General features: G+C 65.8%; 17 protein-coding genes. 13 read left to right on the top strand and 4 right to left on the bottom strand.

Going from position 1 to position 26,317, the window contains the following annotated elements; genetic code table 11:
* Nucleotides 1-20 precede the first annotated feature (20 nt).
* The 4 genes from AC3WS4_RS15475 to prfH all read left to right on the top strand — a co-directional run bounded on the left by AC3WS4_RS15475 (nucleotide 21) and on the right by prfH (nucleotide 4,329).
* Nucleotides 21-1,841, top strand: coding sequence for a DUF885 domain-containing protein (locus tag AC3WS4_RS15475; protein WP_492739365.1), 1,821 nt, complete (start codon nucleotides 21-23; stop codon nucleotides 1,839-1,841).
* 279 nt (nucleotides 1,842-2,120) lie between these two features.
* Nucleotides 2,121-2,609, top strand: coding sequence for a hypothetical protein (locus tag AC3WS4_RS15480; RefSeq protein WP_492739363.1), 489 nt, complete (start codon nucleotides 2,121-2,123; stop codon nucleotides 2,607-2,609).
* Entirely contained in the window at nucleotides 2,606-3,712 is a 1,107-nt protein-coding gene (locus AC3WS4_RS15485; RefSeq protein ID WP_492739362.1) for an RNA ligase RtcB family protein, read from the top strand. The genes AC3WS4_RS15480 and AC3WS4_RS15485 overlap by 4 nt, the downstream gene beginning before the upstream one ends.
* Entirely contained in the window at nucleotides 3,709-4,329 is a 621-nt protein-coding gene (gene prfH, locus AC3WS4_RS15490) for a peptide chain release factor H (protein ID WP_492739360.1), read from the top strand. The genes AC3WS4_RS15485 and prfH overlap by 4 nt, the downstream gene beginning before the upstream one ends.
* On the opposite strand, the gene AC3WS4_RS15495 is transcribed toward prfH, so the two are convergent.
* Together AC3WS4_RS15495 and AC3WS4_RS15500 are read right to left on the bottom strand one after the other, a co-directional pair.
* Entirely contained in the window at nucleotides 4,319-5,653 is a 1,335-nt protein-coding gene (locus AC3WS4_RS15495; protein ID WP_492739772.1) for an ATP-binding protein, read from the bottom strand. The genes prfH and AC3WS4_RS15495 overlap by 11 nt on opposite strands.
* Nucleotides 5,654-5,655: 2 nt before the next feature.
* Nucleotides 5,656-6,393, bottom strand: a complete 738-nt coding sequence (locus AC3WS4_RS15500) for a response regulator transcription factor (RefSeq protein ID WP_492739771.1) — start codon at nucleotides 6,391-6,393, stop codon at nucleotides 5,656-5,658.
* A gap of 146 nt (nucleotides 6,394-6,539) precedes the next feature.
* On the opposite strand from AC3WS4_RS15500, the gene AC3WS4_RS15505 reads away from it, so the two are divergent.
* Complete coding sequence (locus AC3WS4_RS15505; protein WP_492739359.1) at nucleotides 6,540-8,897, top strand: TonB-dependent receptor domain-containing protein; 2,358 nt, start codon at nucleotides 6,540-6,542, stop codon at nucleotides 8,895-8,897.
* Between the two features lie 104 nt (nucleotides 8,898-9,001).
* A complete protein-coding gene (locus AC3WS4_RS15510; RefSeq protein ID WP_492739358.1) occupies nucleotides 9,002-10,588 on the top strand; it encodes an MFS transporter in 1,587 nt (528 codons plus the stop codon).
* A 7-nt stretch (nucleotides 10,589-10,595) separates the two neighbouring features.
* Here AC3WS4_RS15510 and AC3WS4_RS15515 read toward each other — a convergent pair whose 3' ends face one another.
* A complete protein-coding gene (locus AC3WS4_RS15515) occupies nucleotides 10,596-11,876 on the bottom strand; it encodes an HD-GYP domain-containing protein (protein ID WP_492739357.1) in 1,281 nt (426 codons plus the stop codon).
* Between the two features lie 102 nt (nucleotides 11,877-11,978).
* Between AC3WS4_RS15515 and AC3WS4_RS15520 the strand changes: the two genes are divergently transcribed.
* Complete coding sequence (locus tag AC3WS4_RS15520) at nucleotides 11,979-15,200, top strand: hypothetical protein (RefSeq protein ID WP_492739355.1); 3,222 nt, start codon at nucleotides 11,979-11,981, stop codon at nucleotides 15,198-15,200.
* Nucleotides 15,201-15,207: 7 nt separating this feature from the next.
* Here AC3WS4_RS15520 and AC3WS4_RS15525 read toward each other — a convergent pair whose 3' ends face one another.
* Entirely contained in the window at nucleotides 15,208-16,596 is a 1,389-nt protein-coding gene (locus tag AC3WS4_RS15525; protein WP_492739354.1) for a helix-turn-helix domain-containing protein, read from the bottom strand.
* Between the two features lie 160 nt (nucleotides 16,597-16,756).
* On the opposite strand from AC3WS4_RS15525, the gene AC3WS4_RS15530 reads away from it, so the two are divergent.
* The 6 genes from AC3WS4_RS15530 (at nucleotide 16,757) to AC3WS4_RS15555 (ending at nucleotide 26,186) form a co-directional block, all read left to right on the top strand.
* Nucleotides 16,757-18,349 (top strand): isocitrate lyase, encoded by a 1,593-nt coding sequence (locus AC3WS4_RS15530; RefSeq protein WP_492739353.1) that lies wholly within the window; start codon nucleotides 16,757-16,759, stop codon nucleotides 18,347-18,349.
* Nucleotides 18,350-18,661: 312 nt separating this feature from the next.
* Complete coding sequence (locus AC3WS4_RS15535; RefSeq protein ID WP_492739352.1) at nucleotides 18,662-21,097, top strand: TonB-dependent receptor; 2,436 nt, start codon at nucleotides 18,662-18,664, stop codon at nucleotides 21,095-21,097.
* A gap of 24 nt (nucleotides 21,098-21,121) precedes the next feature.
* Complete coding sequence (locus tag AC3WS4_RS15540) at nucleotides 21,122-22,375, top strand: D-arabinono-1,4-lactone oxidase (RefSeq protein ID WP_492739350.1); 1,254 nt, start codon at nucleotides 21,122-21,124, stop codon at nucleotides 22,373-22,375.
* The gene (locus AC3WS4_RS15545; RefSeq protein WP_492739349.1) at nucleotides 22,375-23,517 is read left to right on the top strand and encodes a DSD1 family PLP-dependent enzyme; all 1,143 of its coding nucleotides are present in this window, start codon (nucleotides 22,375-22,377) and stop codon (nucleotides 23,515-23,517) included. Before AC3WS4_RS15540 ends, AC3WS4_RS15545 begins: the two co-directional genes overlap by 1 nt.
* Entirely contained in the window at nucleotides 23,514-24,665 is a 1,152-nt protein-coding gene (locus tag AC3WS4_RS15550; RefSeq protein WP_492739347.1) for an MFS transporter, read from the top strand. The genes AC3WS4_RS15545 and AC3WS4_RS15550 overlap by 4 nt, the downstream gene beginning before the upstream one ends.
* A gap of 69 nt (nucleotides 24,666-24,734) precedes the next feature.
* Nucleotides 24,735-26,186 (top strand): GH1 family beta-glucosidase, encoded by a 1,452-nt coding sequence (locus AC3WS4_RS15555; protein ID WP_492739346.1) that lies wholly within the window; start codon nucleotides 24,735-24,737, stop codon nucleotides 26,184-26,186.
* Nucleotides 26,187-26,317 lie beyond the last annotated feature (131 nt).

The following is a 26,317-nucleotide window of genomic DNA, read 5'->3' on the forward strand; positions in this document are numbered from 1 at the left end:
CCTAGTCCGGAGACCTCCCCATGCTCGACCGCCGCACGCTCCTTGCCGCCCTCGCCGCGACCTCGGCGCTCGCCGGGACCCGCGCGCACGCGATGCTCGCCGAACCCGCCAGCGAAGGCGACCGGCTGACCGCGCTCTACGAACGCATTTACGACCGGCTGATCGACGAAAGTCCCGAATTCGCCGCCGCGCTCGGGCTCGACAAGGGCGACCGCGCGGCGCTCAAGGCCAAACTCGACGACCGTTCGCCTGCGGGGATCAAGAAGAACCATCAGCTCTATCGCGACGGCCTCGCCGACCTCAAAAAGATCGACGCATCAAAGCTTTCGGGCATGGACCTCGTCAATTACGAAACCTTCCGCGGCCCGTGGGAGGGCTATGTGAAGGCCTATGACACATTCTCCTACGGCCTCCACAGCTGGCCCGAACCGCATCCGGTGACCCAGCTTTCGGGCAGCTATCGCGCCGTCCCCGACTTCCTGATCAACCAGCACGCCATCGCGGGTGCGGCGGACGCCGAAGCCTATTTGTCGCGCTGCGCCGACTTCGCGGTCCAGCTCGACAACGAAACCGGGCGGATCAAGATCGATCATGCCAATGGCATCATCCCGCCCGACTTCGTCATCGACCGCACCCTCGGCCAGTTCGACCGCATCTGGGCCCCCGCGCCCGACGCCAACGGCCTGACCACCAATATCGCGGCAAAGACCAAGGACATCCCCGGCGACTGGGCGGCGCGCTGCGCGGCGCTGATCGAGGACAAGATATACCCAGCGATGCAGCGTCAGGCCGCCGAACTTCGCGCGGTGCGGCCCAAGGCGACGCACGATGCCGGCGTCTGGCGCCTGCCGCAGGGCGAGGATTATTACGCCTATGCGCTGCGTTTCGCGACGACGACGGGCATGTCGGCCGAGGAGGTGCACAAGCTCGGGCTCGACCGCGTCGCCGATCTGTCGGCGCAGGCCGACGCGATCTTCAAGGCGCAGGGCATGACCAAGGGCAGCGTCGCCGAACGGATGCGCGCGCTCGGCAAGGACCCGCGCTTCCTCTATCCCAACACCGACGAAGGCAAGGCGAAGCTGATCGCCGAGCTCAACAACCAGATGCAGGCGATGCAGGCCCGCCTGCCCGAAGCTTTCGGCCGCCTGCCCAAGGCGAAGGCCGAGATCCGCCGCGTCCCCGCCGATATCGAGGATGGCGCGACCGGCGGCTATTATCAGGTCCCCGCGCTCGACGGCTCGCGCCCCGGGGCCTATTATATCAACCTGCGCGATACCGCCGAAAACCCGAGCTGGACGCTGCCCACGCTGACCTATCACGAGGCCTCGCCGGGCCATCACCACCAGATCGCGCTGGCGCAGGAAGCGACCGGCATCCCCCGCCTCCGCCGCCTGCCCGCTTACTCGGTCTATACCGAAGGCTGGGGCCTCTATGCCGAACAGCTCGCCGACGAAATGGGGGTCTATGAAAACGACCCATGGGGCCGGCTCGGATATCTGCAAAGTTACATGTTCCGCGCCGCGCGGCTCGTCGTCGACACCGGGCTCCACCATTATCGCTGGACCCGCGAGAAGGGCATTCAATATTATAACGAGACGCTCGGCACCCCCGAACCGTCGAACATCACCGAGATCGAGCGCTATTGCGTCTGGCCCGGTCAGGCGACGAGCTACATGGTCGGCCAGACCCGCTGGGTGGCGATCCGCGAAAAGGCGAAGGCCGCGCTCGGCGCCAAATTCGACCTTCGCGCCTTCCACGACACCGCGCTGTCGGCGGGGGCGATGCCGATCGAGGTGCTCGCGGGACTGATCGAGCGCTGGACCGCGGCGCAGAAGGGGTAGCGCCTGACCTCGCGCCGCCTTGCAAAATCGCGTCGGCGCAGCTAAAGGCCGCGCCAGCCAAATCCCGGCCACAGTCTGAAACGGAAAGGAGAGCTCATGCGAACCGCTGTTCACACACACCGCATCCTAACTTTCCACCGTCATCAGGATTCTGTGACATGGGCACTTTGCTTGCAGGCGGCACCGCTCGCCTGACCCTTTCGCGCCGTACCGGCACGAGCCACTATTTCATTACCGAAGGCGCCGCATCGGCTGCCTCCCTCGCGGGGGAGCTTCGTCATGCGCGCTGATATGTTCAAGGTCATCGTCGAACGCCCGCGCCGGGCGTCACGCTATGCGCCGTCCGTAAAACTCAAGAGGAGCGATCCGGGCATCCATTTCATCGGCCACAAGCGCCAGGTCAAAACCGAGGCCCGTTACTACAAGGACCTCAACGAAAATCTCGCCCCGCTGATCCGCTTCCTGCGGAGCCGGCGCGGTCGCCGCTGGGACGATGTGTTCAGCGAAATCTGCGCCGGGCTCGACACCGGCAGCACGGTGAAGATGCACGTCCGCGCACATCTCGACGATTTTGTCGCCTCGCGCATCTCGATCGGACGCGACGGCGAATGGATGACGGACGGGCAGGTCCTGGGCCGCAAGACAACCTGGGCCTGGCGCCACTGGCACTTCTTCGTCGATCCGACCGACGGCATCCTGCGCGACGCCGCCGAACTGGAACGCCGCCTGCCGCCCGGCAACCGCGCGGCGAAAGGCGGTGGACGATGAGCGATACCCCGATCCACCTCGTCGGCGCCGACCCGCGCCTGTTCGACCCGGTCGCGCTCGACCAGCTCGAACGCACCGCCGCGCTGCCCGGCATCGCGCGGGTTGTCGGGCTTCCCGACCTCCACGCCGGACGCGGCATTGCGGTTGGCGCGGCCTATTGGTCACCGACGCATCTCTATCCGCACCTCGTCGGCGGCGACATCGGCTGCGGCATGGCCTTGTGGCAAACCGACGGAACCTTGCGCAAATTCCGCTTCGATGCCGCCGAGCGCAAGCTCCACGGCCTCGACGGTCCGTGGGATGGCGATGCGGCGGCGATGCTTGCGGCTGCGGGCCTTCCCGCCAACCTCGCCGACGCCTCGCTCGGCACGATCGGCGGCGGCAATCATTTCGTCGAGTTGCAGCGGGTCGAGGAGGTGGTCGATGCCGAACGCTTGGCGGCGCTCGCCCTTCATCCCGACCGCGTCTGGATGATGGTGCACAGCGGCTCGCGCGGGCTGGGTCAGGCGGTCCTCGACACCTGGACCGCGCGCGGGGCCACGGCAGGCCTCGCCGCTGACAGCGACGATGGCCGCGCCTATCTGGCCGAACATGATCGCGCGATGGGTTGGGCGGTTGTCAACCGCGACGTGATCGCCGCGCGCTTTCTCGCGGCGCTCGGTCTCGGCGGGCGGCGGCGGCTCGACATCTGCCACAACAGCGTCACGCCGCTGAGCGGCGGCTGGCTCCACCGCAAGGGGGCGGCTCCCGCCGATCGCGGGCTGGTCGCGATCCCCGGCTCGCGCGGCGACTTCAGCTATCTCGTTGAGCCGCTCGCCACGCGCGCGAACGAAGCGCTGCACTCGATCGCGCATGGCGCGGGCCGCAAATGGAGCCGGAGCGATGCCCGCGCGCGGCTGTCGGATCGCTTCAAGGTCGCCGAACTCGAACGCACCGCGCTCGGCAGCCGGGTGATCTGCGAGGACCGGCAATTGATCTTCGAGGAAGCGCCGCAGGCTTATAAGGATATCGCGCGCGTGATCGCCGACCTCGAACAGGCGGGCCTCGTCCGCGTCGTCGCGCGGCTCCGCCCGCTCATCAGCTACAAGGTGAGGCGCGCATGACCGAGATCATCCTCCACCTGTCGTCGGGAAGCCGCCCCGCCGAATGCCGCTGGGTCGTCGTCCGCCTCGCCCGCGCCTTTATCCGCGAGGCGCGGGGCTGCGATGTCGAATGCGAACTGCTGGAGGTGCCCGACGACGATCCGGCCTCGCTGCTGCTGCGCGTGTCGGGGTCCGGCGCCGAATCCTTTGCGCAGCAACGGACGGGGACGATCCTGTGGACCGGGCAAAGCCCCTTCCGGCCAACGCACAAACGCAAGAACTGGTTCGTCGGCGTCGCGCCCGTCGGGCTGGCCGAAGAGACCGACGAAATCCGCGATGCCGACATCGACTATCAGGCAATGCGCGCGAGCGGTCCGGGCGGCCAGCATGTCAACAAGACCGACAGCGCGGTGCGCGCGACCCACCGCCCGACCGGCTTGGTCGCCGTATCTCAGGAGCAAAGGTCGCAGCACGCCAACCGCAAGGTCGCGCGGCTGAAGCTCGTGTTGCTGCTCGCCGAACGGCGCGAAGCCGCCGCGGGCGATGCCCGGCGCGACGCATGGGACCGCAATCAGGGTCTCGAACGCGGCAATCCGGTGCGGACCTATGCCGGCCCGGAGTTCCGCCTCAGGCAGTGATCACGGGCGGGTTTTTCGGCAACACCAGTCGCGCCGCCAGCCCGCCCAGCCCGCTCTCGCCCAGTTCGAGCGCGCCGCCCATCGCCTGCGCCGCCTTAGCCGCCGACGCCAGCCCCAGCCCGGCGCCCCCGGCGTCGCGCGCCCGCGCATCGTCGAGGCGCCGGAACGGCAACAGCGCTTCGGCGCGCTGGTCTGGCGCGATGCCCGGTCCGTCGTCCTCGACCGCGACGACGAACCGGTCGGAAGCCGCCTCGGCGAGGATCAGCTCGATCCGCTCGCCATGGCGACGTGCATTGTCGATCAGGTTCGCGATGATCCGCTTGATCGCCAGCGGCCGTCCGGTGACGAGCAGTTCGTCGGGGCCGCGATAGGCGATCGCGGCCCCCATGTCGGCGGCGCTGTCGGCGGCGGTCGACACCAGCGCCGCGACGTCGATCAACCGCACCGCCTCGTCCTCGCCGCTGCGGACATAGGCGAGCGTCGATTCGATGAAATGCTCCATCTCGACGAGATCGGCGGCGATCGCGTCGCGTGCCTCGTCGTCATCGAGCAGCGAGGCGCGCAACCGAAGCCGCTGGATCGGGGTGCGCAAATCGTGCGACACCGCGACCAGCGCATGCGTATGGTCCTCCATCGCATCGAGCAGCCGGCGCTGCATCGCGGCAAAGGCGGTGGCGACGCGTCGCACCTCGGGCGGCCCCTCGACCGCCAGCACGCCGACTTGGCCCTGCCCCGTCGCGTCGGCGGCTTCGGCAAGGTTGCGCAAGGGGCGCACCAGCGCATGCACCATGATCAGCGCCAGACCGAGCACCGTCGCGATCAGCAACAGGTGCATCGCGATCACCGCCCCCGGCGACGGCGGCGCCCCCAGATAGGGGCTGATGCGAAAGGTGATATAACTCTGGTCGGCGAGTTGCAGCGCCCCGATCAGGTCGCGCTCGCCCGCCGCTTCCGACGGGATCAGCGTCAGCCTGAGCTCGCGCCCCGCGAGGACCGGCGCCGCGCGGACGAGCCGCGCGCGCATCGTGCCGAGCTGCTCGAAGGACGCGCTGTAATCGGTGATGACGCTGCGCGGCACCCAGTTCAGCGACAGGCCCCTGGTGGCGAGACGGTGCATCGCACGCTCGCGCCGGTCCACCGGATTCGCCAGCGCCGTTCGTTCGGCCTCGACCAGCTGCGCCGCGATCCGCTCGACCTGTTCGACCGGAAGCAGTTCGCGTTCCTGCCAGCGATGCAGCGCGACATTGCCGACGAGCTCGAGAACGACCGCGCAGATGAGCACCAGCGCGATGCGCGCGACCATGCCCAGCGGACGGCGGCCCATGGTCAAGCGACGCTGACGTCGGCGGCGAACATGTAACCGACGCCGCGGATCGTGCGGATCAGCGGGCGCGTCTTGCGCCCGTCGCCCAGCTTGCGGCGCAGCCGGCTGATCAGCACGTCGATGCTGCGGTCGGTCGGGGTCGCGATCCGGCTGCGCGCCAGTTCGAGCAACCGCTCGCGCCCGATCATCCGCTGCGGATAGCGCAGCAGCGCGAGCAGCAGTTCATGCTCGGCGGCGGTCAGGTCGACCTCGGCCCCCGACGGCGCGATCAGTTCGCGACGGCGCCCATGATAGGACCAGCCGGCGAAATCGAAACGCTCGGGCGCCGGAATGTCGAGCGGGACATGCGTGTCCGCCGCGCGCCGCAACACCGCGCGCACCCGCGCCAGCACCTCGGGCCGCCCGAACGGCTTGGCGATATAATCGTCGGCGCCGAGGTCGAGCCCGGTCACCCGGTCGCTTTCCTGACCGCGCGCGCTGATCATGATGATCGGCACCCCGCTGCGCGCGCGGATCGTCCGGCACAGATCGAGCCCGCTCACCCCCGGCAGCATGATGTCGAGCAGCACCAGGTCGACCTGCCGCTCGGCGAGCGCGGTTTCCAGTTCGGCCCCGTCGGCGGCGCCGGTGACGTCATAACCGCATTCGCGCAAGATCCGCGACAACAGCGTCCGCACCCCGGCATCGTCGTCGACGACGACGATATGCTGCGGTATCGCCGGCGCCTGCGGTGCCTGCAGGGTCCCAGACCGGTCGATGATGGCCGATTGTGACAAAGTGTTGCTCCTGCGCCCGGCGGGCGTCTTCGCGATTGACCCAGGACGCCGTCCGCACCAGTTCGCCCTCCGAATGTCAATGATAATAATTCGCATTATCGGGGGTAACCATGAACACGCCTTTCGTCTCTCCTTCGTCCAGCGCCAGCCTCGTCGCGATCGCCGCGCTTCTCGCCATGCCCGCCGCGGCGTTCGCCGAAGAGGGCGAAGCACCGGGCGGCGACATCGTCGTCACCGCCGCGGGCTATGAGCAGAAGATCACCGACGCGCCGGCCAGCATCACCGTGGTGACCGCGGACGAACTGCGCCAGCGCCCCTATATCACCCTGATCGACGCGGTCCGCGATATCGAGGGCGTCGACGTCGGCGAAACCTCCGACAAGACCGGCCAGCGCACGATCAGCATCCGGGGCATGGGGTCGGACTATACGCTGATCCTGATCGACGGCCGCCGCCAGAACAACCATGGCGACATCTATCCCAACAGCTTCGGCGGCAACCAGTTCAACCACATCCCACCGCTCGACACGATCGAGCGGATCGAGGTCATCCGCGGCCCCGCCTCGACGCTCTACGGCGCCGACGCGCTCGGCGGCGTCATCAACATCATCACCAAGAAGGTGCTCGACCGCTGGACCGGCTCGGCGACCTTTGGCCGCAGCATCCAGGAAGACACCGACTTCGGCGACGACATGACCTTCGACGCCGCGCTCAGCGGCCCGATCGTTCCCGGCATCATCGGGATGAAATTGCGCGGTTCCTATTACAAGCGCTACCCGTCGGAGCCCGATTTCGCGCCCGTCGTCGATCCCGCCGGCGTCTCGCACGTCCGCGGCCTCGGCTTCGGTGGCGGCGGCAAGACGGTGGCGAACACCAACCGCGCCTATGGCGGCTCGCTCACCTTCACCCCCTCGCCCGACCACAGCTTCATCTTCGACATCGACTATTCGAAACAGGTCTATGACAACACGCCGATCGTCGATCCCGACACCGGGGTGATCACCTATCCGCTCGGCACCCTCGACGGCATCGAGAGCATCTGGCGCGCCACCGGCGGCGTCGTCCAGCCGCGCGTCGGCTATACCCAGGAACAGGTGTTCGACCGCCTGTCATGGGCCGGCACCTATAATGGCGACTTCGGCTTCGCGCGTGCCTTCCTGTCGTTCGCCTATATCGAGACGAACAACAAGGGCCGCACCATGCCCTTCTCGGTCGCCGAACGGCTGCTGTTGCAACAGATGTTCAGCGGCACCGGTCCCTATGCGGGCATGCCCACCGCCGAACGCCGCGCGCTCGCCGAACGCACCTTCCTGCCGCGCCCGATCCGCACCCTGGAAAGCGCGCAATATACCGTCGACGGCCGCATCGACATCCCGGTCGAAAATCTCGCCGGGCGGCATAATTTCGTGGTCGGCGGCCAATATATCGACGGCACGCTCGACGACGGCGTCTTCGGCCTCGAGGCCGCGGTCGGCGGGGTCGAGGCGGTGCAGGACCACCGCATCTGGTCGCTGTTCGCCGAGGACAACTGGACCCCGTTCGAAGGCTTCAGCATCACCGGCGGCGTCCGCTATGACAATCACAATCTGTTCGGCGGCCGCTTCAGCCCGCGCCTCTACGCCAATTACACGATCAGCCCGACGCTGACGGTCAAGGGCGGGGTGAGCACCGGCTACAAGACCCCCAAGACCACCGACCTTTACGACGGCATCCGCGGTTTTGGCGGCCAGGGCACCAGCCCCTTCATCGGCAACCCCGACCTCAAGCCCGAAACCAGCGTCAACAGCGAGATCGCGCTCTACTGGAACCCGTCGGCGAGCAGCGGCATCAACGTCACGCTGTTCCACAACAAGTTCAAGGACAAGATCGACACGACGATCGTCGAACCGTGCGCGCTCACCAATTTCGTGCGCCCCTGCGCCAATCTCGGCGATTATTGGGAGGTGCTCGGGCTTGGCCGCACGATCAGCATTCCGTTCAACGTCGACAAGGCGCGGATCAAGGGGGCCGAGGTCGCGGGCCGCTACGAAGTCTTCACCGGCCTGTCGATCCGCGCCAATTACACCTACACCGACAGCAAGCAGCAGACCGGCGCATCGGCGGGCCAGCCGCTGACCCAGTCGGCGAAGCATATGGTCAATGCGACACTGGACTGGCAGCCGCTCGACGGCCTGTCGGCGCAGCTGTCGACCGAGCATCGCTCGCGCCGCTATCGCGGCGTCGCGACCAACGGCGATCATCTCTATTACAGCAGCTACACCGTGCTGAACTTCGGCGCGCAATATCGCCTGAACGATCATCTGACGATCAGCGGCCGGGTCAACAACCTGCTCGACCGCGACTTCCGCGCCTATGACGTCGATTTCGGCGATCCGGTCGGCGGCGCCTACACTCCAACCTACATCGATCATTACAACAACAAGGACAAGGCGCGCAGCTATTGGATCAGCGTCAACGCGCGCTTCTGACCCGTTCGCCGCGGCGGCGAAGGCCGATTGTCGACGCGGCGAAAGCCGATTGCCGGACTCGCGCTCGTGTGAAATGAAGTCCCTTCGGGAGAGGGAGCCCTTCATTGAGCGAAACCATCAGCACGACCGGCGGCGACCGGCGCCTCTGGGCCTTTGTCCTCGGCGTCGTCGCCGTCACCATCGGCGTCCTTCTCCACCTGCCGATGTTCTGGATGGGCCGCGACATGGGATTCCGCATGGTCGGCATGCCGATGGACAGCGACATGATCGCGGGCATGTATCTGATCGTCGCCGGGATCGCCGTCGCCGCCTATGGCCTGCTGCCGCGAAACCTGTCGCAACAGATCGCGGCGTCGAGCCGGATTGCGGTCTCGGCGCCCGAGGACGCGCCGCTGTCGTGGGCGCATTGGCGGTTGATGGGGGTGCTCGTCATCGCGCTCGTCATCGACATCATGAAACCCGCCAGCCTCGGCTTCACCATTCCCGGCATGATCGACGAATATGGCGTGCCGCGCGCGACGGTGTCGCTGGTGCCGTTCGTCGCGCTGGTCGGCACCGTGCTCGGCTCGTTCGTCTGGGGCTGGGTCGCCGACATCTATGGCCGCAAGGCGTCGATCTTGCTGTCGGCAGTGATGTTCGTCGGCACCTCGATCTGCGGCGCGATGCCCTCGCTCGCGTGGAATATCGGCATGTGCTTCATGATGGGCGCCGCGGCGGGCGGCATGCTGCCCGTCACCTATGCGCTGCTCGCCGAAATGATGCCGAGCCGCCACCGCGGCTGGAGCCTGGTCCTCGTCGGCGGATTGGGCGCGGTCGGCGGCTATGCCGCGGCCAGCCTGATCGCCGCCTGGCTCGAACCGATCTACAGCTGGCGCATACTGTGGCTCGCCAACCTGCCGAGCGGGTTGATGCTTGTGCTTCTCGGCACCTTCATCCCCGAATCGGCGAAATTCCTGATGGCGCGCGGCCGCCGCGCCGAAGCGCAAAAGGTGATGAAGCAATTCGGGTCGACGATGCACCGTATCGCCCCCGACGAGCCCGCCGCGCCGCGCGGGCCGACCTCGGCACCGATCGGCCGCGCCTTCGTCGGCAAGCTCGCGGCATTAAGCCTCACCGCGATCGGCTGGGGCCTCGTCAATTTCGGACTGCTGCTCTGGCTCCCCGTCGAACTGATCGCGCGCGGCTACAGCATGGAGGTGTCGAGCCGGCTGCTCGCCGCCTCGGCGCTGATCGCGCTGCCGACCGTCTTCCTCGTCGCGTGGATCTACAGCGCGTGGAGCGCGAAGAAATCGCTGCTCGCCGCGATCGCCGTCTCGCTGCTCGGCCTCGCCGGGGTGCTGTGGCTGGCGCTCAGCGACCATGCCTCGCCCGTGCTTCCCGTCGCACTGCTGATCATCGGCAGCAACGGCATCATCGCGATGCTGCTGCCCTATGCCGCCGAAAGCTTCCCGCTGCGTATCCGCGGCCGCACCACGGGCTGGGTCGCGGCGTGCAGCAAGGCGGGCGGCGTGCTGGCACAGGCGCTCGCGATCCTCGCGATCGTGCCCACCCTCGCCGCCAGCGCGCTGATGATCGCGGTGCCGATGGCGCTGTCGTTCCTGCTGGTCTGGCGCTTCGGCCGCGAGACGCGCGGTGCCGACCTGCGCGATCTCGACCCCGAGGGGCATGTCTTCGACAAATCGGGGTTTTAGCCGCGCCTTAGGACAGGATCGCGCCGACGACGCGGTGGCGCACGGCATCCCAATCGTCGAAGCGCCAGAACCCGGGGCTGTCGCGCCCGACGACATGCGGCTCGCGCGCCGATGGGGCAAAGCTGCGATCGGCGGGTTCGACCTCGGTCAGCGTGTCGCAATCGAAGAAGATGCGAACGATCATCGCCTCGCCGCTCGCGCCGCCGCTGCCCATGACGATGCCGAGGTGCCCGTCGGACACCCGCACCAGCGTGCCGACCGGCCAGATGCCCAGGCTGTCGGCGAAGCGGTCGAGCAGCTCGGCGTCGAAATGCCCCGGCCACGACCGCATCGCGGTCAGCGCCTCGCACGGCGTCCACGCCGCCTTGTACGGCCGGTCCGACGTCACCGCGTCGTAAACGTCGCAGATCGCCCCCATCCGCGCGTGGAGCGACAGCGCGTCGCCGCCCAGCCGGTCGGGATAGCCGGTGCCGTCGATCTTCTCATGATGGTGCAGCGCGACCTCCAGCGCCGCCGCCGGGATATCCGCCGACTGCGCCAATAGCGCGTGTCCGGCGACCGGATGATGCTCGACCATCGCGCGCTCGCGGGCGTCGAGTGAGCCGGGCTTGAGCAGCACCGCGTCCGAAACCGCGACCTTGCCGACATCGTGGAGCAGCCCCGCGACCCCCAGCTGCTGCACCTCCTCCTCGTCGAGTTTCAGGTGGCGCGCGAAATTGATCATCAGCGCGCACACCGCGACCGAGTGGAGATAGGTATATTCGTCCTTCTGCTTCAGCCGCACGAGGCCGAGCAGCGCGCGCGAATGGCGCTCGATCGAATCGCCGATCGATCGCGCCAGCGGCGCCAGCTTCGCGACCTCGACCGCGCGCCCCAGCCGCGCGCTCTCGAACATGTCGACGACCGCCTGCTTCGACTTGCCGATCACCCGCTCGGCGCGGCGCCGTTCCTGCGCATAGCTGGCGGGGCGCGTCTGGCGGATGTGCTGCGATGCCGCCGCGATCGCCCGCGCCGCCGGCCAGACGCTGCGCCGCTCGGGACCGAGCAGCGGAATGTCACGCACGCGCCGCTCGGGAAGCGCGGCATCGGGCGTGCCGTCCGCCGCCATGCGGCTCCGGCTGCGATCGATCACCAGCGCATCGACCCCCGACGCCCGGATCCGCTCGAGCTGTTCGGCGGTCTCGACCAGAAACCGGCTGCGCCAGAACGGGTGATCGATCCACCGCCCTTCAAAGGCGTGGACGAACATCCCGATCTGGACTTCCCCCGGATTGACGCGAAACAACATGCGGTCCCTGGTCCTTGATGCGAGCGACTTCCCTGCTTTACGTCCATTCCGACCGATTCATTAAACATCCATGGCCCCCGCCGCCCCCGGCACCGAATTGCCATGAGCAGCGCAAAAAGCGTATCATATCGAAACAATATTGGTGTCTCCGAGACTTCGTCATTTGACTTTCGGGCAATCGCGGCAATCTCTGTGGCGATGAGAGCGGACGGGGGTCTCAAACGGTTCAAAGAGGCGGTCGCTGCGGGCCGGCCCTTTCTTGCGGCTTCTCTGACCGACGATCTTGAAGTTCCCGCCGGCGTGCTTCGCAATATGCTGCTGCAAAAGGCCGCAGGCCGCGGCGCGTTGACCTATGCCGGTATTCATATTGTCGGTACGATCGCAGGCTCCTCCCGTCCCCGCGTGTCAATCGTTCCCGACGCAGGCACCGACGTGATCGATCTCGGCGACCTTGCCAGTGCCGACGCCAACCCGCTGCCGGCGCTCTCACTGATAGGCTGCTGGATCAAGGCGCCGCTGGTGCTGCGCGGCAGCCACTTTGCCCGTCTCACGATCGACAACTGCCTGATCGAACAGATCGACGCGGACCATGTTGTCGTCGACAACAGTTTCCAGCTCAAATATCTGCGCGCCGCGTCGACAGCGCCGGGCGCGCGGGCCCAAATCCGGCTTGTGGGTGCGCGGGTCGCTGGTCCTGTCGATCTGCGGGGATCGCGCCTCATAGCGTCGGCACTGACCACGTCGGCGCAGCCGCTGCCCGACTGGCCGGATATCGCCGAAGACAGGCCATCGGGTAATTGGGCGAACCGCTATGCGCTCTCACTCTCCTCGGCACAGATTGGCGGCCGTCTGATCTTCGACAAGGGCTTCAGCGCGGTTGGGGGTGTCAGCCTGTATCAAGCGGTCGTTGCGGGATCGATCCTGATCAAAGAGGCCCAGTTCGAAAGCGTAAACCCGCACGTACCCGCAATCGACGCCGAAGAGCTGCGGGTGGAGGGGACCCTGCTCTGGCGCCCGTTCGAGCGCGGCAACGGGAAGAGGCCGTCGGACTGGCACGTCGCCGGCTCCGTCATCCTGAAGCGAGCGCGCATCGCCGGAGACCTGGTTTTTGCTGGGTGCCGATGGGCCGACGTCGGCGCCGTATCCCTGCGCGACGAAGGAGGCCCGGTCAATCACATCATGGGATGGATCGACCTTCGCCTCGCACGCGTCGGCGGCCAGCTCGAATTTCTCGACGGCTGCCATATCATGCGGCGCGGCGATGTTCCGAAACGCAAACAGTACGACAACGTCGACCGCCGGCTGTTTGGCCCGTCGGTCGACGCGTGGAAAATCGATGTCGGCAACGGTGTGCGCATTGCCCCCGATTGCCGTTTCTTCGGTCCGCTGTTTTTCGGCAACAGCATCATCGGCAACGGCTTTGCTTTTGCGGGGTCCATAGAATTCGACCTGTCGGGCGCGACAATCCAGCGTTATCCGGAGGGACTCGACCTCACCGACGCGCGAATTCAGGGATTGGTTCGCCTCGACGGGCGGATCGGAGGTGTGATCTCGTTGCGCCGCTCGCGTGTCGAAGGCGGAGTCCATCTCCGCGACCTGACAATCGCAGCGGGCGTCCTGTCGCTCGGCGATCGTGTCCGCGACCGCGACTCGGGTCATGCCACGCTGCTCGATTTCGGCGAACTCGTAGTGTCGGGCGGCGTCCATCTGGAAAAGATCCGCATCGAATGGCGCCGCGGACCTCAACAATGGATGCGGGACCTGCCGCGCACACGTCTCGGCCAGCATGTGCATCGCAAGATCGAACGCGGCGGAGATCTCGTTACCTACCGGATATCTCATCCCCAAAGGATGGAAATTTGGGAGTTCGACGCGTTGTTCGCTAACGGGTCGGTCCACATCATCGACGGCAGTCTGCAAAGCTTCCTTCCGCTGGCCGCAAGCCGCCCGACACCCGACGGTCCGCACAGTGCCTGCGATTTCCTGAGACTTTATTCCGAGCATGTCCGCGGGCAACAGGGGACCGCTGCGATTGTCGATTTTGGCGCGGTGTCTCGCGTCAATAAAAAATATTGGCGCTTCACCGAAGCGACCATGTGCTCCGGCAATGCCTGCTACCGCAGCGACATCATCATCGACGTGTCACAAAGCCCGCCGCGCGTGATCCCGTTCGGCGACGCGACAATCCCAATGGAGAATCCATACCCCAACGCACCATATTATCTCGGCCCTCTGCGCATAGGACCCGTCGGTAACGAGGAAACCAAAATTGTTACGGTAGCGGAGAGCGAGCAATCGGCTATCGACGTGGCTTTCACTCGCTACTTCCGCCCGGCGGACGGGATCCCGCGCGAGTTCCGCCCCAGCCACATCGATTTCCGCGGACTCAAGTGCCGCGCCTTTGATGACATGGCGGGCAGTGCATGGAATACGACCGACAAGGGGCTGGGTCCGCAACATCAATGGCGGCTGCTACTCGACGGGATCGATTTCGAAATCCTCGGCACATCGGAACCGGGCCATGGGTCGACCACCGCCGAGCGGGTACTCGAATTGCAGCGGCGCACGGCAATGCTGCTCTCCTTCTGCGACATCGGTGCACATGCTCGTCCCTTCGCGCGGCACGTCACCGACACCTATTCGGGCCTGGATAAGGACCGGATGGAAAAGGCGAAGACATTTCCGCTCGGCGCGCTTGTCCCCTTGCTCCGCCATGCCGAAATGCACCCCAGCTTTTCCCCGCAGCCGCTCGAAACTTTCGCCCACGCCTATTTCATCAACGGCGACCGTCGCGCCGCCAGCCGTATCCTCAAGATTTCGCAGACGATCGAATGGCGGAGGCGCGCCGCGCCACGCAATACGCCCGACGAGTCGGGGTGGATCGCCCGCACCTTCCGCCGGATCGAGGGCAAGCTGGTACAGTGGATCGGCGATTTCTATGGAAACCGTTTCGGCTACGGTCATTCATCAAGACGCGCACTTGCGACGCTCGTCATGGGTCTGGCAGCCTGCTGGATCATTACAGCGGTCAACGCTTGGGCGGGAATTCTGGTACCGCTAGACCGTAATTTACTCGAGTCCGCCATAGCCGAAGGATGCCGCTATTCAGGCGACAACGCCTCGGGCCTGTTCCTCTATGCGTTCGATTCTTTCGTTCCGCTCATCGACTTGCACCGCGAATGCGGCTTCGCGATCAAGGCGGAAGCGCCCTATTCTCAGCTCGGGGCCTTCTTCGACAGCGCGATCATGTTTTCCGGGTGGGTCATATCCTCGCTTAGCATCGTCACTCTGACCGGCCTGGTACGTCGCTTTCCTCGCGCCTAGCCTCCCTCTAATCCCCCGCAAAATCGAACGCCGACACCCCGCGTTCGCCATCCCTGAACCGCAGCGGCCGCCCCAGCGGCGGCATCGAGCGTTGCACGCAGCCGGTGCGGATGCAGCGGCGGCACCCGAGACCGATCGGCGTCGCCCGCCCGCGCATCAGGTCGATGCCGCGCGCCGCGATCAACGGCGCGGCGACCTTCGCATCGACCCCGACGCACACCGCGAAGCGCGCCGGCGTCCCGCTCCCGCTCGCCCCCGGCGCCGCCACCGATCGCGATTGCGTGAACCAGCGCGACCCATCCTCCAGTTCGACCAGATCGGCGATCACTTCGCCCGGCCGCGCAAACGCCTCGTGCACGCCCCACAAGGGGCAGCGCGCGTCGCCGTCGACCAGCGGCGACTGGCTCGCCCCGGCATAGCGCTTGCTCCCCTGCCCCGCGCGGTCGACGCGCAGCATGAAGAAGGGCAGCCCGCGCGCGCCGACGCGCTGCAAGGTCGTGAGCCGGTGCGCGACCTGCTCATAGCCCGCCCCGAAACGCCGCTGGAGCAGCAGCAGGTCGTATCCCGTCGCATCGCACGCGCGTAAAAACCGGCTGTACGGCATCATCAGCGCCGCCGCGAAATAATGCACCAGATGCCGCTCGAACAGTCGCGCCGCCGCGGGCTCGGCGAACTCCGCTCCCGCGACCAGCCCAGCGATCTCGCCCTTCGCCTCGACCTGCGCCAGCGTCGCCGCCGCCTGAAAGGTCCGAGACGCCGGGCGCAGCAGCTCGCTCAGCATCAATTGCCGCGCGTGCCAGTCGAGCCAGCGCAGCCGGTCGGGCATCACGTCGCTCGGCAGGATGCGGATGCCAAGCTGGTGTCGCGTGCGCAGCCGTTCCGATATCGTGCCATAGAGGTCGCCGCCCGCCAGCCGCAGCTCGTCGGCCAGTTCCTCGGCCTTCGCATCGAGGTCGGCGAAATGGTTGCGCCATTTCTCGATCGCGCGCCGCACCGCCGCGACCTCGGGCGCCTCCTCTTGCGCCTCGCCGCGCGGCTCGGGCGCCGCATCGAACAGCCGCGCAAAGGCCGCCGCCGTCGCGGGCGCCGCCTGCAACCATTCCTCGACCTCCTGCGCCGCAATCCCCAGGTCGGCGAACCGCGGATCGGACAGCCGCCGCCGCAGCCCCGCCAGCCCGCCGGGCACCTCCTCGCCGCCCAGCTTCGCCGCGTCGAAATCGAAACGCTCGGCCAGCCGCACGATCACGGTCGCGCTCAGCGGCCGCTGGCCATGCTCGATCAGGTTGAGATAGCTCGGCGAAATGTCGAGCGCCTCGGCCATCGCCGCCTGCGTCATCCCCGCGTCGCGCCGCGCCCGCCGCACCGCCGCCCCTGCAAACACCCGCCGCTCGGCCATGAATGTAACTTTCTTTACTGATTTACACGCACACTACCACCAAACCGCCATATTTCACAAAACCTATTGACAAAGCTTTTCACTTTTGGCGCCCGTGGCGGCACATCTTGCCCATCACCCGGCCGCTCTCCCCGACTGGCCGCACCGAAAGGACGATATCATGGGCTATCAGGAAGACATGGCGCAGGCAGGCCGCCTCATCCGCGATTATGACGGCACCTGGGACGGCATCAGCGGCGAGAGCATCGCCCGCATGCGCGCCCAGAACAAGTTCAAGACCGGCCTCGACGTCGCCCGCTACACCGCGCGCATCATGCGCGCCGACATGGCCGCCTATGACGCCGATCCCGCGAACTACACCCAGTCGCTCGGCTGCTGGCACGGCTTCATCGCGCAGCAGAAGATGATCTCGATCAAGAAGCATTTCGGGACCGTCAAGGGCCGTTACATCTATCTCTCGGGTTGGATGATCGCGGCGCTGCGCAGCGAGTTCGGTCCGCTGCCCGACCAGTCGATGCACGAAAAGACCAGCGTCCCGGCGCTGATCGAGGAAATCTACACCTTCCTGCGTCAGGCCGACGCCCGCGAACTCGGCGGCTTGTTCCGCGACCTCGACGCCGCGCGCGCCGAGGGCGACGAGCTCAAGGCGAAGCAGGTTCAGGCCGCGATCGACAATCACGAAACGCACGTCGTCCCGATCATCGCCGACATCGATGCGGGCTTCGGCAACGCCGAGGCGACCTATCTGCTCGCCAAGAAGATGATCGAGGCCGGCGCCTGCGCGCTCCAGATCGAAAACCAGGTCTCGGACGAAAAGCAGTGCGGCCACCAGGACGGCAAGGTCACCGTTCCGCACGAGGATTTCATCGCGAAGATCCGCGCCTGCCGCTATGCCTTCATGGAACTGGGCGTCGAGGACGGCATCATCGTCACCCGCACCGACAGCCTCGGCGCGGGCCTCACCAAGCAGATCGCCTTCTCGAAGGAAGCCGGCGACCTCGGCGACCAATATAACAGCTTCCTCGATTGCGAAGAGGTCGACGGCGCGGGCAATCCCGGCGACGTGCTGATCAACCGCGACGGCAAGCTGATGCGCCCGAAGCGCCTGCCCTCGAACCTTTACCAGTTCCGTCCCGGAACCGGCGAGGACCGCTGCGTGATGGACTGCATAGCCAGCCTTCAGAACGGTGCCGACCTGCTGTGGATCGAGACCGAAAAGCCGCATATCGAGCAGATCGCCTCCATGGTCGACCGCATCCGCGAAGTCGTCCCCAATGCGAAGCTCGCGTACAATAATTCGCCCAGCTTCAACTGGACGCTGAACTTCCGCCAGCAGGTGTTCGACGCGTGGGAGAAGGACGGCAAGGACGTCGGCGCCTATGACCGCGCCCGGCTGATGAGCGTCGATTATGACGGCACGGAACTCGGCGACGAAGCCGACAACCAGATCCGCACCTTCCAGCGCGATTCGGCGAAGCGCGCGGGCATCTTCCACCACCTGATCACCCTGCCGACCTATCACACGGCCGCTTTGTCCACGGACAATCTCGCCAAGGAATATTTCGGCGACGAAGCGATGCTGGGTTACGTGAAGGGCGTCCAGCGCGCCGAAATCCGCCAGGGCATCGCCTGCGTCAAGCACCAGAATATGAGCGGTAGCGACATCGGCGACGACCATAAGGAATATTTCGCCGGCGAAGCGGCGCTCAAGGCCGCGGGCAAGGACAATACCATGAACCAGTTCGCCGCGTAAATCGCGTCACCAGTTCGGCGCGGGGCGTTCCCCGGCCCGCGCTCACCGAGCTTTCCTGGGGAGGAAAGCCTGTCCGTCGGAAGCCTCCGGGCTTCCGGCGGGCATTTTTTGGGGGGAGGACAGACTCCCTCCTTCAATGCGTGCGTTGCCAAATTTTCTGACGGACCAATGCGCGGCGCAATGGCGGCGGATACCCGAGTCCGGCCACGGCGGATCACGTCTGACTGCGAGCGACAGGGCGGCGCGTGACCATAATATAGTCTTGACTATTAGATAGCGATAGATACCCATTGTTGAAAATGGGAGGCCGACATGATGACGACAAGCAGGCTTGCATGGCTCGCAGCGACCGTGGCGATCGGCGTGGCGCCAACGGTGACGATGGCACAGGACAGCAGCGCTTCGCCGGCGACCGATTCAGGCAGCGACGCCGGACGGGTATCGGAGATCGTCGTCACCGCGCAGCGGCGCGAACAGTCGTTGCAGGAAGTGCCGATCAGCGTCACAGCCTTTAACACCGCCGGCCTGGAGGCGCTCAATGCCCAGTCGATCGGCGATCTCGACACCTTCACCCCCGGACTGACGATCAACGACACGTCGGTGACGCAGCCGAGCTATACGATCCGCGGCGTCGCGACCGACGATTTTGGGATCGGCACCGATCCGTCGGTTGGCATCTTCATCGACGGCATCTATTCGGGCCGTTCGGGCGCATCGCTGATCTTTTTCAACGACATCGACCGCGTCGAAATCCTGAAAGGGCCGCAGGGCACCTTGTTCGGACGTAACACCTCGGCCGGCGCGATCTCGATCATCACCAAGAAGCCCGTCGATGAATTCGGGGGTTCGGCCAGGCTGCAATATGGCAATTTCGACACCGTCCGCGCCGACGCCACCGTCAATATCCCACTGACCGACACGCTCTATTTTCGCGCCAACGGAGTCGTCAATCATCGCAACGGCTATTTGAAGGACGCGGTGACCGGCGAGGACCGCGAGCGCGAGAACAATGTGTCGGCGCGTGCGGCGCTGCGCTGGGCGCCGAATGCCGACACCGACTTCATCCTGACCTACGATCATGATGATACCGACAAGGACGGCCCGGCGTCGGTCGGGATCAGCAATTTCGCGCTGAGCCGCAGTCCCTTCGGCCCGTTCACCAACGACGTCATCGACGACAGGGAAACGCGGATACTGAACGCGGTATCGTTGACCGCGACGCATAATGCCGGGCCGCTGACCGTCACCAGCATCAGTTCGTTCAAGAAGTTCGAGACGCACAATCGCGAGGACGAGGATGGCACCGGCGACCCGACGCGCTATCTCGACACGGAGAATATCGAGAAGAACAAGAGCTTCTATCAGGAACTGCGGCTTGGATACGACGACGGCCCGCTGAACGCGATCGCGGGGGTCAGCTATTTTCACGAGCGTGGGCGTCAGACGAGCGCGGTGACGCTGCTCAGCGATTCGGCGGACCGGCTGCTCGGCGAGCTTGCAGGCTTCCCGATCTTCACCATCCTCGACAGCGTCGGGCTTCCGGTATTCGGCGAGCAGATGCGCGAGGACATGAACAACCGCGTCGCGAACAACAGCTTCGCCGCCTTTGCCGACGCGACGTTCGAAGTGACCCCGCGCCTGAAGCTGACTGCGGGCATTCGCTACACCCACGATAAAAAGGACTTCACCTGGCTCAACGGCGGATTCGACGGCCATGGCCTCGAGACGACGACCGCTCCGGGCGCGCTGTACAACGCGATCCTTGGCGTCCCTGCCTTTCCCGACGATGCCCAGATCAGCGTTGCCGATTTCTATCGCGCGACGGTTGGCCCCAACGGGTTGATTTTCGATGAGGGCACGCTCGAAGGCGTGCCTTTCACCCGACGCGCGAAATTCAGCGACGTCAGCCCGCGCTTTGTCGTCCAATATGACGCGACCGACAATGTCCATCTCTATGCGTCGGCCTCGCGCGGGTACAAGGCAGGCGGATTCAATTCGGTCCAGATCAACTCCTTCTTCTCGCCCGAAAATGTCTGGAATTTTGAAGGCGGCTTCAAATCGGAGTTGTTCGATCGCCGCGTGCGCTTCAACGCCTCGGCCTATTATTTCAAATACCGCAATCGCCAGTCGATCAGCCTCGAACCCAGCACCAATCCCGCCTGTCAGATATCACCCCCACCGGCAGGCACCGTGTGCCTGCCCCAATATCTCACCCGCTCGGGGGACTCGCGCGCCTATGGCATCGATCTCGATGCCCAGTTCGTCGTGTCGGACGATTTCTCGATCTCGGCGACGGCAGGCTATATCGACAGTAAATGGTCGTCGCGGGTCGAACAGGGCATCGACATTTCGGGTCAGCCGACGGGCGAACCGAGCTTCCGCGGCATATTGGGCGCCCATTATCTGCACGACACGGGCAGCGGCGCGCTGTTCGCCGATGTCAGCTACAGCTACACCACGCGTCAGCGGATCAACGACGCGGTGCGCTTCACAGATGCCGCGATCGCCCCCTTCGTCGATTTTTCGCAGCTTGGCCGGCTCCGTTCGGCGCGCAATATCGTGAACGCCAAGATCGGTTATCGCTTTGGCGAAGACCGTCGCTTCTCGATCGCGGCCTATGCGGAAAACCTGCTCAACAAGAAATATCTGCGGACGCTCAACACGATTTCGGCCGATGTGTTCCAGACGCCTTATGTGCGCCGCGACCGACCCGCTTTCTATGGGGTCGAGCTTGGCTTCAAATTCTGACGATCAACGGGCGGGACAGAATAGATGAGCTGGTCAAACTGGTCGGGCAGCGTCAGCGCGGCGGGTTCGGTGCTGCGTCCGCGCACCGAGGTCGAACTCGGTGCCGGGGTTCGCGATGCCCGCGCGGTGCGCGCGACGGGTGCGGGGCACAGCTTCATGCCGCTGTGCGCGTCCGACGGGCTGATCGTCTGCCTCGAGGATATGGCGGGGGTGATGACGATCGCGCCCGACCGCAAGACCGCGCGCATTCCGGCGGGATGGAGCATCAAGCGGCTGACGGCCGCACTGGCCGACGAAGGGCTCGCGCTCGCCAATCAGGGCGACGTGAACCCGCAGAGCCTTGCCGGCGCGATGGCGACGGGAACGCACGGGACCGGTCTCGATCTCGGCAATCTCGCAACCTTCGCGCGTGGTTTTCGGCTGGTCGGCGCCGACGGCAAGGCCCGATGGTGCGACGCGCAGACCAATCGCGAACTGTTCGAGGCGCAGCGCCTGTCGCTGGGACTGTTCGGGATCGCGACCGAAATCGAATGCGATATCGTTCCGGCCTATTATCTTGCCGAGCGGGTCCGGAAGATGCGCTGGGATGAAGCGCGCGAACGCTTCGATACGCTGACCGGTGAACATCGCCATGTCGAATTCTGGTTCTTTCCCCACGCCGATCACGTCATCCTGAAGACCCTGTCGCTGATCGACCCCTGCGAGGCGCCACCAAGCACGAGCGACATCGACGAGGCGCCCTTTCGCCGCGTGCTGGGGATCGGCGCGAAGCTGCCTTTTCTGATTCCCAGCCTGCAGCGGATGATGATGAAGACGGGCTTCGAGGGTGGCCGGCGCGGTCCCGCGCATGCGATTTTTCCGTCCGATCGGACGATCCGCTTCGAAGAGATGGAATATGAGATGCCGCACGCGGTCGGCCTCGAAGCCTTGTCCGCGGTCGTCGACTGGATCCGCAAGAAACGCCTGCCGGTGTCCTTCCCGTTCGAATATCGCACCGTCGCCGGCGACGATATCTGGATGAGCCCGATGAACCGGGGACCCGTCGCCGCAATCTCGATGCACCAATATGCGCTTATGCCTTGGCGCAGCCTGTTCGCCGATGCCGAGGCAATTTTCCGCGACCATGGCGGGCGACCGCACTGGGCAAAGCGCCACACGCTGTCGCGCGGCGATGTCGATACACTCTATCCGATGGCCGAACGCTATCGCGAGGTGCGCCGCGCCGTCGATCCCGGCGGCAAATTCCTAAATGCCCATATGGCGGAGCTGTTCAGCTGATGGACGATATCGAACTTCATGGTGCCCTGATCGGCCAGCAGGGCTCGCGCGCCGCACTCAACACGCCGGTGCTGGTCCTCGATCTCGATATTCTCGACCGCAACATCGCCGCGATGGCGGCACTGGCGAAAGCGCATGGCGTGACGCTGCGCCCGCACGCCAAGACACACAAGAGCGTCGACATCGCCAAGCGCCAGCTCGCGGCGGGCGCGGTCGGACTGTGCTGCGCCAAAATCGGCGAGGCCGAGGTGCTCGCCGACGGCGAGATCACGGGACTGCTGATCACGTCGCCGGTCAGCGCCCCCGCCGCGATCGTGCGGCTGGCATCGCTCGCGAAAAGGAGCGCCGGCCTCATCGCGACCGTCGACAACCCCGCCGTCGTCGCGCGGATCGCGCGGGCGCTGACCGACGCGGACGCATCGCTCGACGTGATGATCGACATCGATCCTGGCATTCGCCGCACCGGCGTCGCCTCGCCCGAAGCCGCGGTCGAGCTGGCTGAGGCGATTGCCGCCGCCGGGAATCTCCGCCTGCGCGGGGTGCAATATTATTGCGGGATGCAGCAGCATGTCGAGGATTATGCCGAACGCCGCGCCGCGATCGTCGAGCGCACCGATTACCTCCAAAGCGTGATCGCCGCACTGACCGAGGCGGGCCATGCGCCCGAAATCGTTAGCGGATCGGGCACCGGTACGCACCGCATCGACCTCGATCTCGGGGTCTTCACGGAATTGCAGACCGGTTCCTATGCGCTGATGGACAAGCAATATCTCGACTGCGATCTGACCGGCGATGCGACAATCCCCTTCGCGCCGTCGCTCGGGGTCGATGCCCGCGTCGTCAGCGCCAATCACGACGCGCTGGTGACGATCGACGCCGGGTTCAAATCGCTGTCGACCGACGGTGGGGTTGCGGTGGTGACACGCGGCGCGCCGGCCGAGACGATGTTCGTTTTCATGGGCGACGAACATGCCGCGCTGATCGGCCCCGACATCGGGTCGCGCCTTCGGCCCGGCGACCCTGTGAGCCTGACGGTGCCGCACTGCGACCCGACGGTGAACCTCTATGATCATTATCATGTCGTGCAAGGCGACACGCTCGTCGCGATCTGGCCGGTAAGCGCACGCGGCCGCGCGCGTTGACCGCGCCGGCCGCCTTCACCGCCCGCCAGACCGCCGCGGTGATGGTCGTCGGCGTCATCGGGGTGCTGATCCCGGGACTACAGCCGCAATTGCTGGGTGCGCTGCTCGCCGAAGCCAAGCTATCGACGAATGCGCTCGGCCTGCTGGCGACGGCGGAATTGCTCGCGATGGGGATCGCCGCGGGAACCGCCGGATTACTGCTCTCGGTCGGTCGGCTGCGCCTGATTGCCGCGGCGGCCCTGATGGCGACAGCCGCCCTCGACCTTTGCACGCCTTTTGTGTCGGGCGGTGGATTGTTCGCTGCTCGCATCGCGGCAGGCCTTGCCGAAGGCGTGCTGATTTGGATCGCCATCGGCCTGATCGTCCGCGCGCGCCGACCCGAGCGCTGGTCGGGCATCTATCTGGCACTGCAGACGGTCGCGCAGCTCGCGCTCGCGACGGCGATGGGTCTGGCGGTCATCCCGCGGTTCGGATCGGCCGGGGGCTTCACCCTGCTTGCGCTGGTAACGGCGCTCGGCCTTGCCGCGCTGCCATTGCTTCCCCGTGCCTATGCCGATCTCGATCATGGCGATGCGGCGGGATCCGCCCTGCCCGCGCGCGGCATCATCGCGCTCGCCGGGGTGACGCTCTATCTCGCGTTCATCGTCTCGGTGTGGGTCTATATCGAGCCGCTCGGGCTGCAACGTGGCATCGATGCCGCCACCGTCCGGCTGGTCGCGCCGCTGTCGCTGGCGATGCAGGTGGCGGGCGCCGCTGTGGCGGCGATGCTGGCCGGGCGCCTGCCCGCGCGCGCGGTCGTCACCGCCATTGCGATGGCCAACCTCGTCCTGCTGGCGGTCATGGCCGCCCCGCCGTCGGCTTCCGCCTTTGTGATCGCCACCGCGTTGTTCGGCTTTCTCTGGCTGTTCGCGATGCCGTTTCAGGTCCCGATCCTGATCGCGGCCGACCCCAGCCGCCGCGCCGCGATGCTGATCGGCGGTGCACAATTGATCGGGTCGAGCCTCGGGCCGTTCATCGCAGCGTTTCTCGTCAGCGACCGCGACGTCGGACCCGTGCTCTGGTTCGGTGCGGCCTGCGCCGCGGCAGGTACCATCGCATTGGTCGGTGCGCGGGTGGGCCGATCGGCGGCCGCCCCGCGGCCAGCATGATGGCGGATCGCTGGATATGACTTTTTCGCGATTTTCCTTGCCGACACGGACTGTTTGAAAGGTCGAGACATGCTTTCACGTCGTCATTTGATCGCCGCCGGCATTGCATCGGCTGGACTGGGATCCAGTGCGACCGCGCGCAAACTGGCTCAGCTGGACAATGTGTTGGCGCCCTTCCCCGCGAATTTCGCCTTCGGCGCCGCGACCTCGGCCTATCAGATCGAAGGGGCGGTCGATGAGGATGGCCGCGGCGCATCGTCGTGGGATCGTTTCTGCGCCGAACCAGGGCGCGTGAAAGGTGGCGCCAGCGGTGCGGTCGCCGACGACCATTATCATCGTTTCGGTGACGATGTGGCGTTGATGAAAGCGCTCGGGCTGACCCACTACCGCTTTTCGATCGCCTGGCCGCGGATCGTACCGGCGGGGTCGGGTGCCTCCAATCCCAAAGGGTTCGATTTCTACGACCGGCTGATCGATGCCTTGCTCGCCGCGGGAATCAAGCCGGTCGCGACCTTGTTCCATTGGGACACCCCGGCGCCGCTCGAGGATGCGGGGGGCTGGATGGTCCGCGATACCGCGCTCCGCTTTGCCGAGTATGCCGCGCTGGTTGGAGAACGATACGCCGACCGCGTGGCGATGTGGATGCCGCTCAACGAACCGCTATCGCTGACGTCGATGGGATATATGCTGGGCCTCCACGCCCCCGGCAAGCAGCTGGGCATGGCCGCGCTGGCGGCGGCGCACCATCAGCTACTGGCCCATGGCCTGGGCGTCGGCGCGCTGCGCGCTGCCGGGGCGAGCGCGATCGGAATCGCCAACGTCCACGCTCCCACATGGCCTGCCAGCGCCGCATCCGCAGACGTAGACGCGGCGAAAATATACGACGATCTGGTCAACTGGACCTTCGCCGATCCCCTGTTGGCCGGCACCTATCCGGCAGGCGTGGCGGAACTGATGCCGGTGCAAGCGGACGATCTGAAGATCATCGCGGCGCCGCTCGACTGGTACGGCGTAAATTATTACAATCCGACCCGCGTCGGCGCTCCCGACGGACGCGCCGCGATTATCGATGGTGCAGCCATAGCGGCGCAACCGCTCTTTTCGATTCAGGACATCGCGGGCTATCCCCAAACCGACTTCGGATGGCCGGTCATTCCCGCCGGGCTGGAAGAAATTCTAGCGCAATTGCGGGCGCGCTACGGCGCGAAGTTGCCGCCGATCTACATCACCGAGAACGGCTGTTCGTACAGCGACGGGCCGGGCGCCGACGGCCGTGTTCGCGATGCCCGGCGCGTCGAATATGTTCGCTCTCATCTTGCCGCGCTACAGGCCGCGATGGGGCGGGGAATCGATGTGCGCGGCTATTTCGCATGGTCGCTGATGGACAATTTCGAATGGGCGGCAGGTTACGATCAGCGCTTTGGATTGATCCATGTCGACTATGAAACATTGCAGCGCACACCCAAGGATTCCTTCCATTGGTATCGCGCACTGATCCAAAAGAATCGTGCGGCGCGGTGAGTATCTGTCGGCCGCAAACGACGCCGCGGACGGCACCAAAGCCATTCGATGACGCGTCATTCGCGACATCGAAGATGACGCGCAGGCGCTGGGCCGATATGGTAGCCATCAGGTCATCAAACGCGTGGGGT

Source organism: Sphingopyxis sp. EU05-FHT14B03 (genome assembly GCF_058790875.1).

Bases quoted from the DNA above. Each gene is read 5' to 3' on its own strand.
- AC3WS4_RS15475 (WP_492739365.1), top strand. From the start codon at position 21: ATGCTCGACCGCCGCACGCTCCTTGCCGCCCTCGCCGCGACCTCGGCG.
- AC3WS4_RS15480 (WP_492739363.1), top strand. From the start codon at position 2,121: ATGCGCGCTGATATGTTCAAGGTCATCGTCGAACGCCCGCGCCGGGCG.
- AC3WS4_RS15485 (WP_492739362.1), top strand. From the start codon at position 2,606: ATGAGCGATACCCCGATCCACCTCGTCGGCGCCGACCCGCGCCTGTTC.
- prfH (WP_492739360.1), top strand. From the start codon at position 3,709: ATGACCGAGATCATCCTCCACCTGTCGTCGGGAAGCCGCCCCGCCGAA.
- AC3WS4_RS15495 (WP_492739772.1), bottom strand. From the start codon at position 5,653: ATGGGCCGCCGTCCGCTGGGCATGGTCGCGCGCATCGCGCTGGTGCTC.
- AC3WS4_RS15505 (WP_492739359.1), top strand. From the start codon at position 6,540: ATGAACACGCCTTTCGTCTCTCCTTCGTCCAGCGCCAGCCTCGTCGCG.
- AC3WS4_RS15515 (WP_492739357.1), bottom strand. From the start codon at position 11,876: ATGTTGTTTCGCGTCAATCCGGGGGAAGTCCAGATCGGGATGTTCGTC.
- AC3WS4_RS15520 (WP_492739355.1), top strand. From the start codon at position 11,979: ATGAGCAGCGCAAAAAGCGTATCATATCGAAACAATATTGGTGTCTCC.
- AC3WS4_RS15525 (WP_492739354.1), bottom strand. From the start codon at position 16,596: ATGGCCGAGCGGCGGGTGTTTGCAGGGGCGGCGGTGCGGCGGGCGCGG.
- AC3WS4_RS15530 (WP_492739353.1), top strand. From the start codon at position 16,757: ATGGGCTATCAGGAAGACATGGCGCAGGCAGGCCGCCTCATCCGCGAT.
- AC3WS4_RS15535 (WP_492739352.1), top strand. From the start codon at position 18,662: ATGATGACGACAAGCAGGCTTGCATGGCTCGCAGCGACCGTGGCGATC.
- AC3WS4_RS15540 (WP_492739350.1), top strand. From the start codon at position 21,122: ATGAGCTGGTCAAACTGGTCGGGCAGCGTCAGCGCGGCGGGTTCGGTG.
- AC3WS4_RS15545 (WP_492739349.1), top strand. From the start codon at position 22,375: ATGGACGATATCGAACTTCATGGTGCCCTGATCGGCCAGCAGGGCTCG.
- AC3WS4_RS15555 (WP_492739346.1), top strand. From the start codon at position 24,735: ATGCTTTCACGTCGTCATTTGATCGCCGCCGGCATTGCATCGGCTGGA.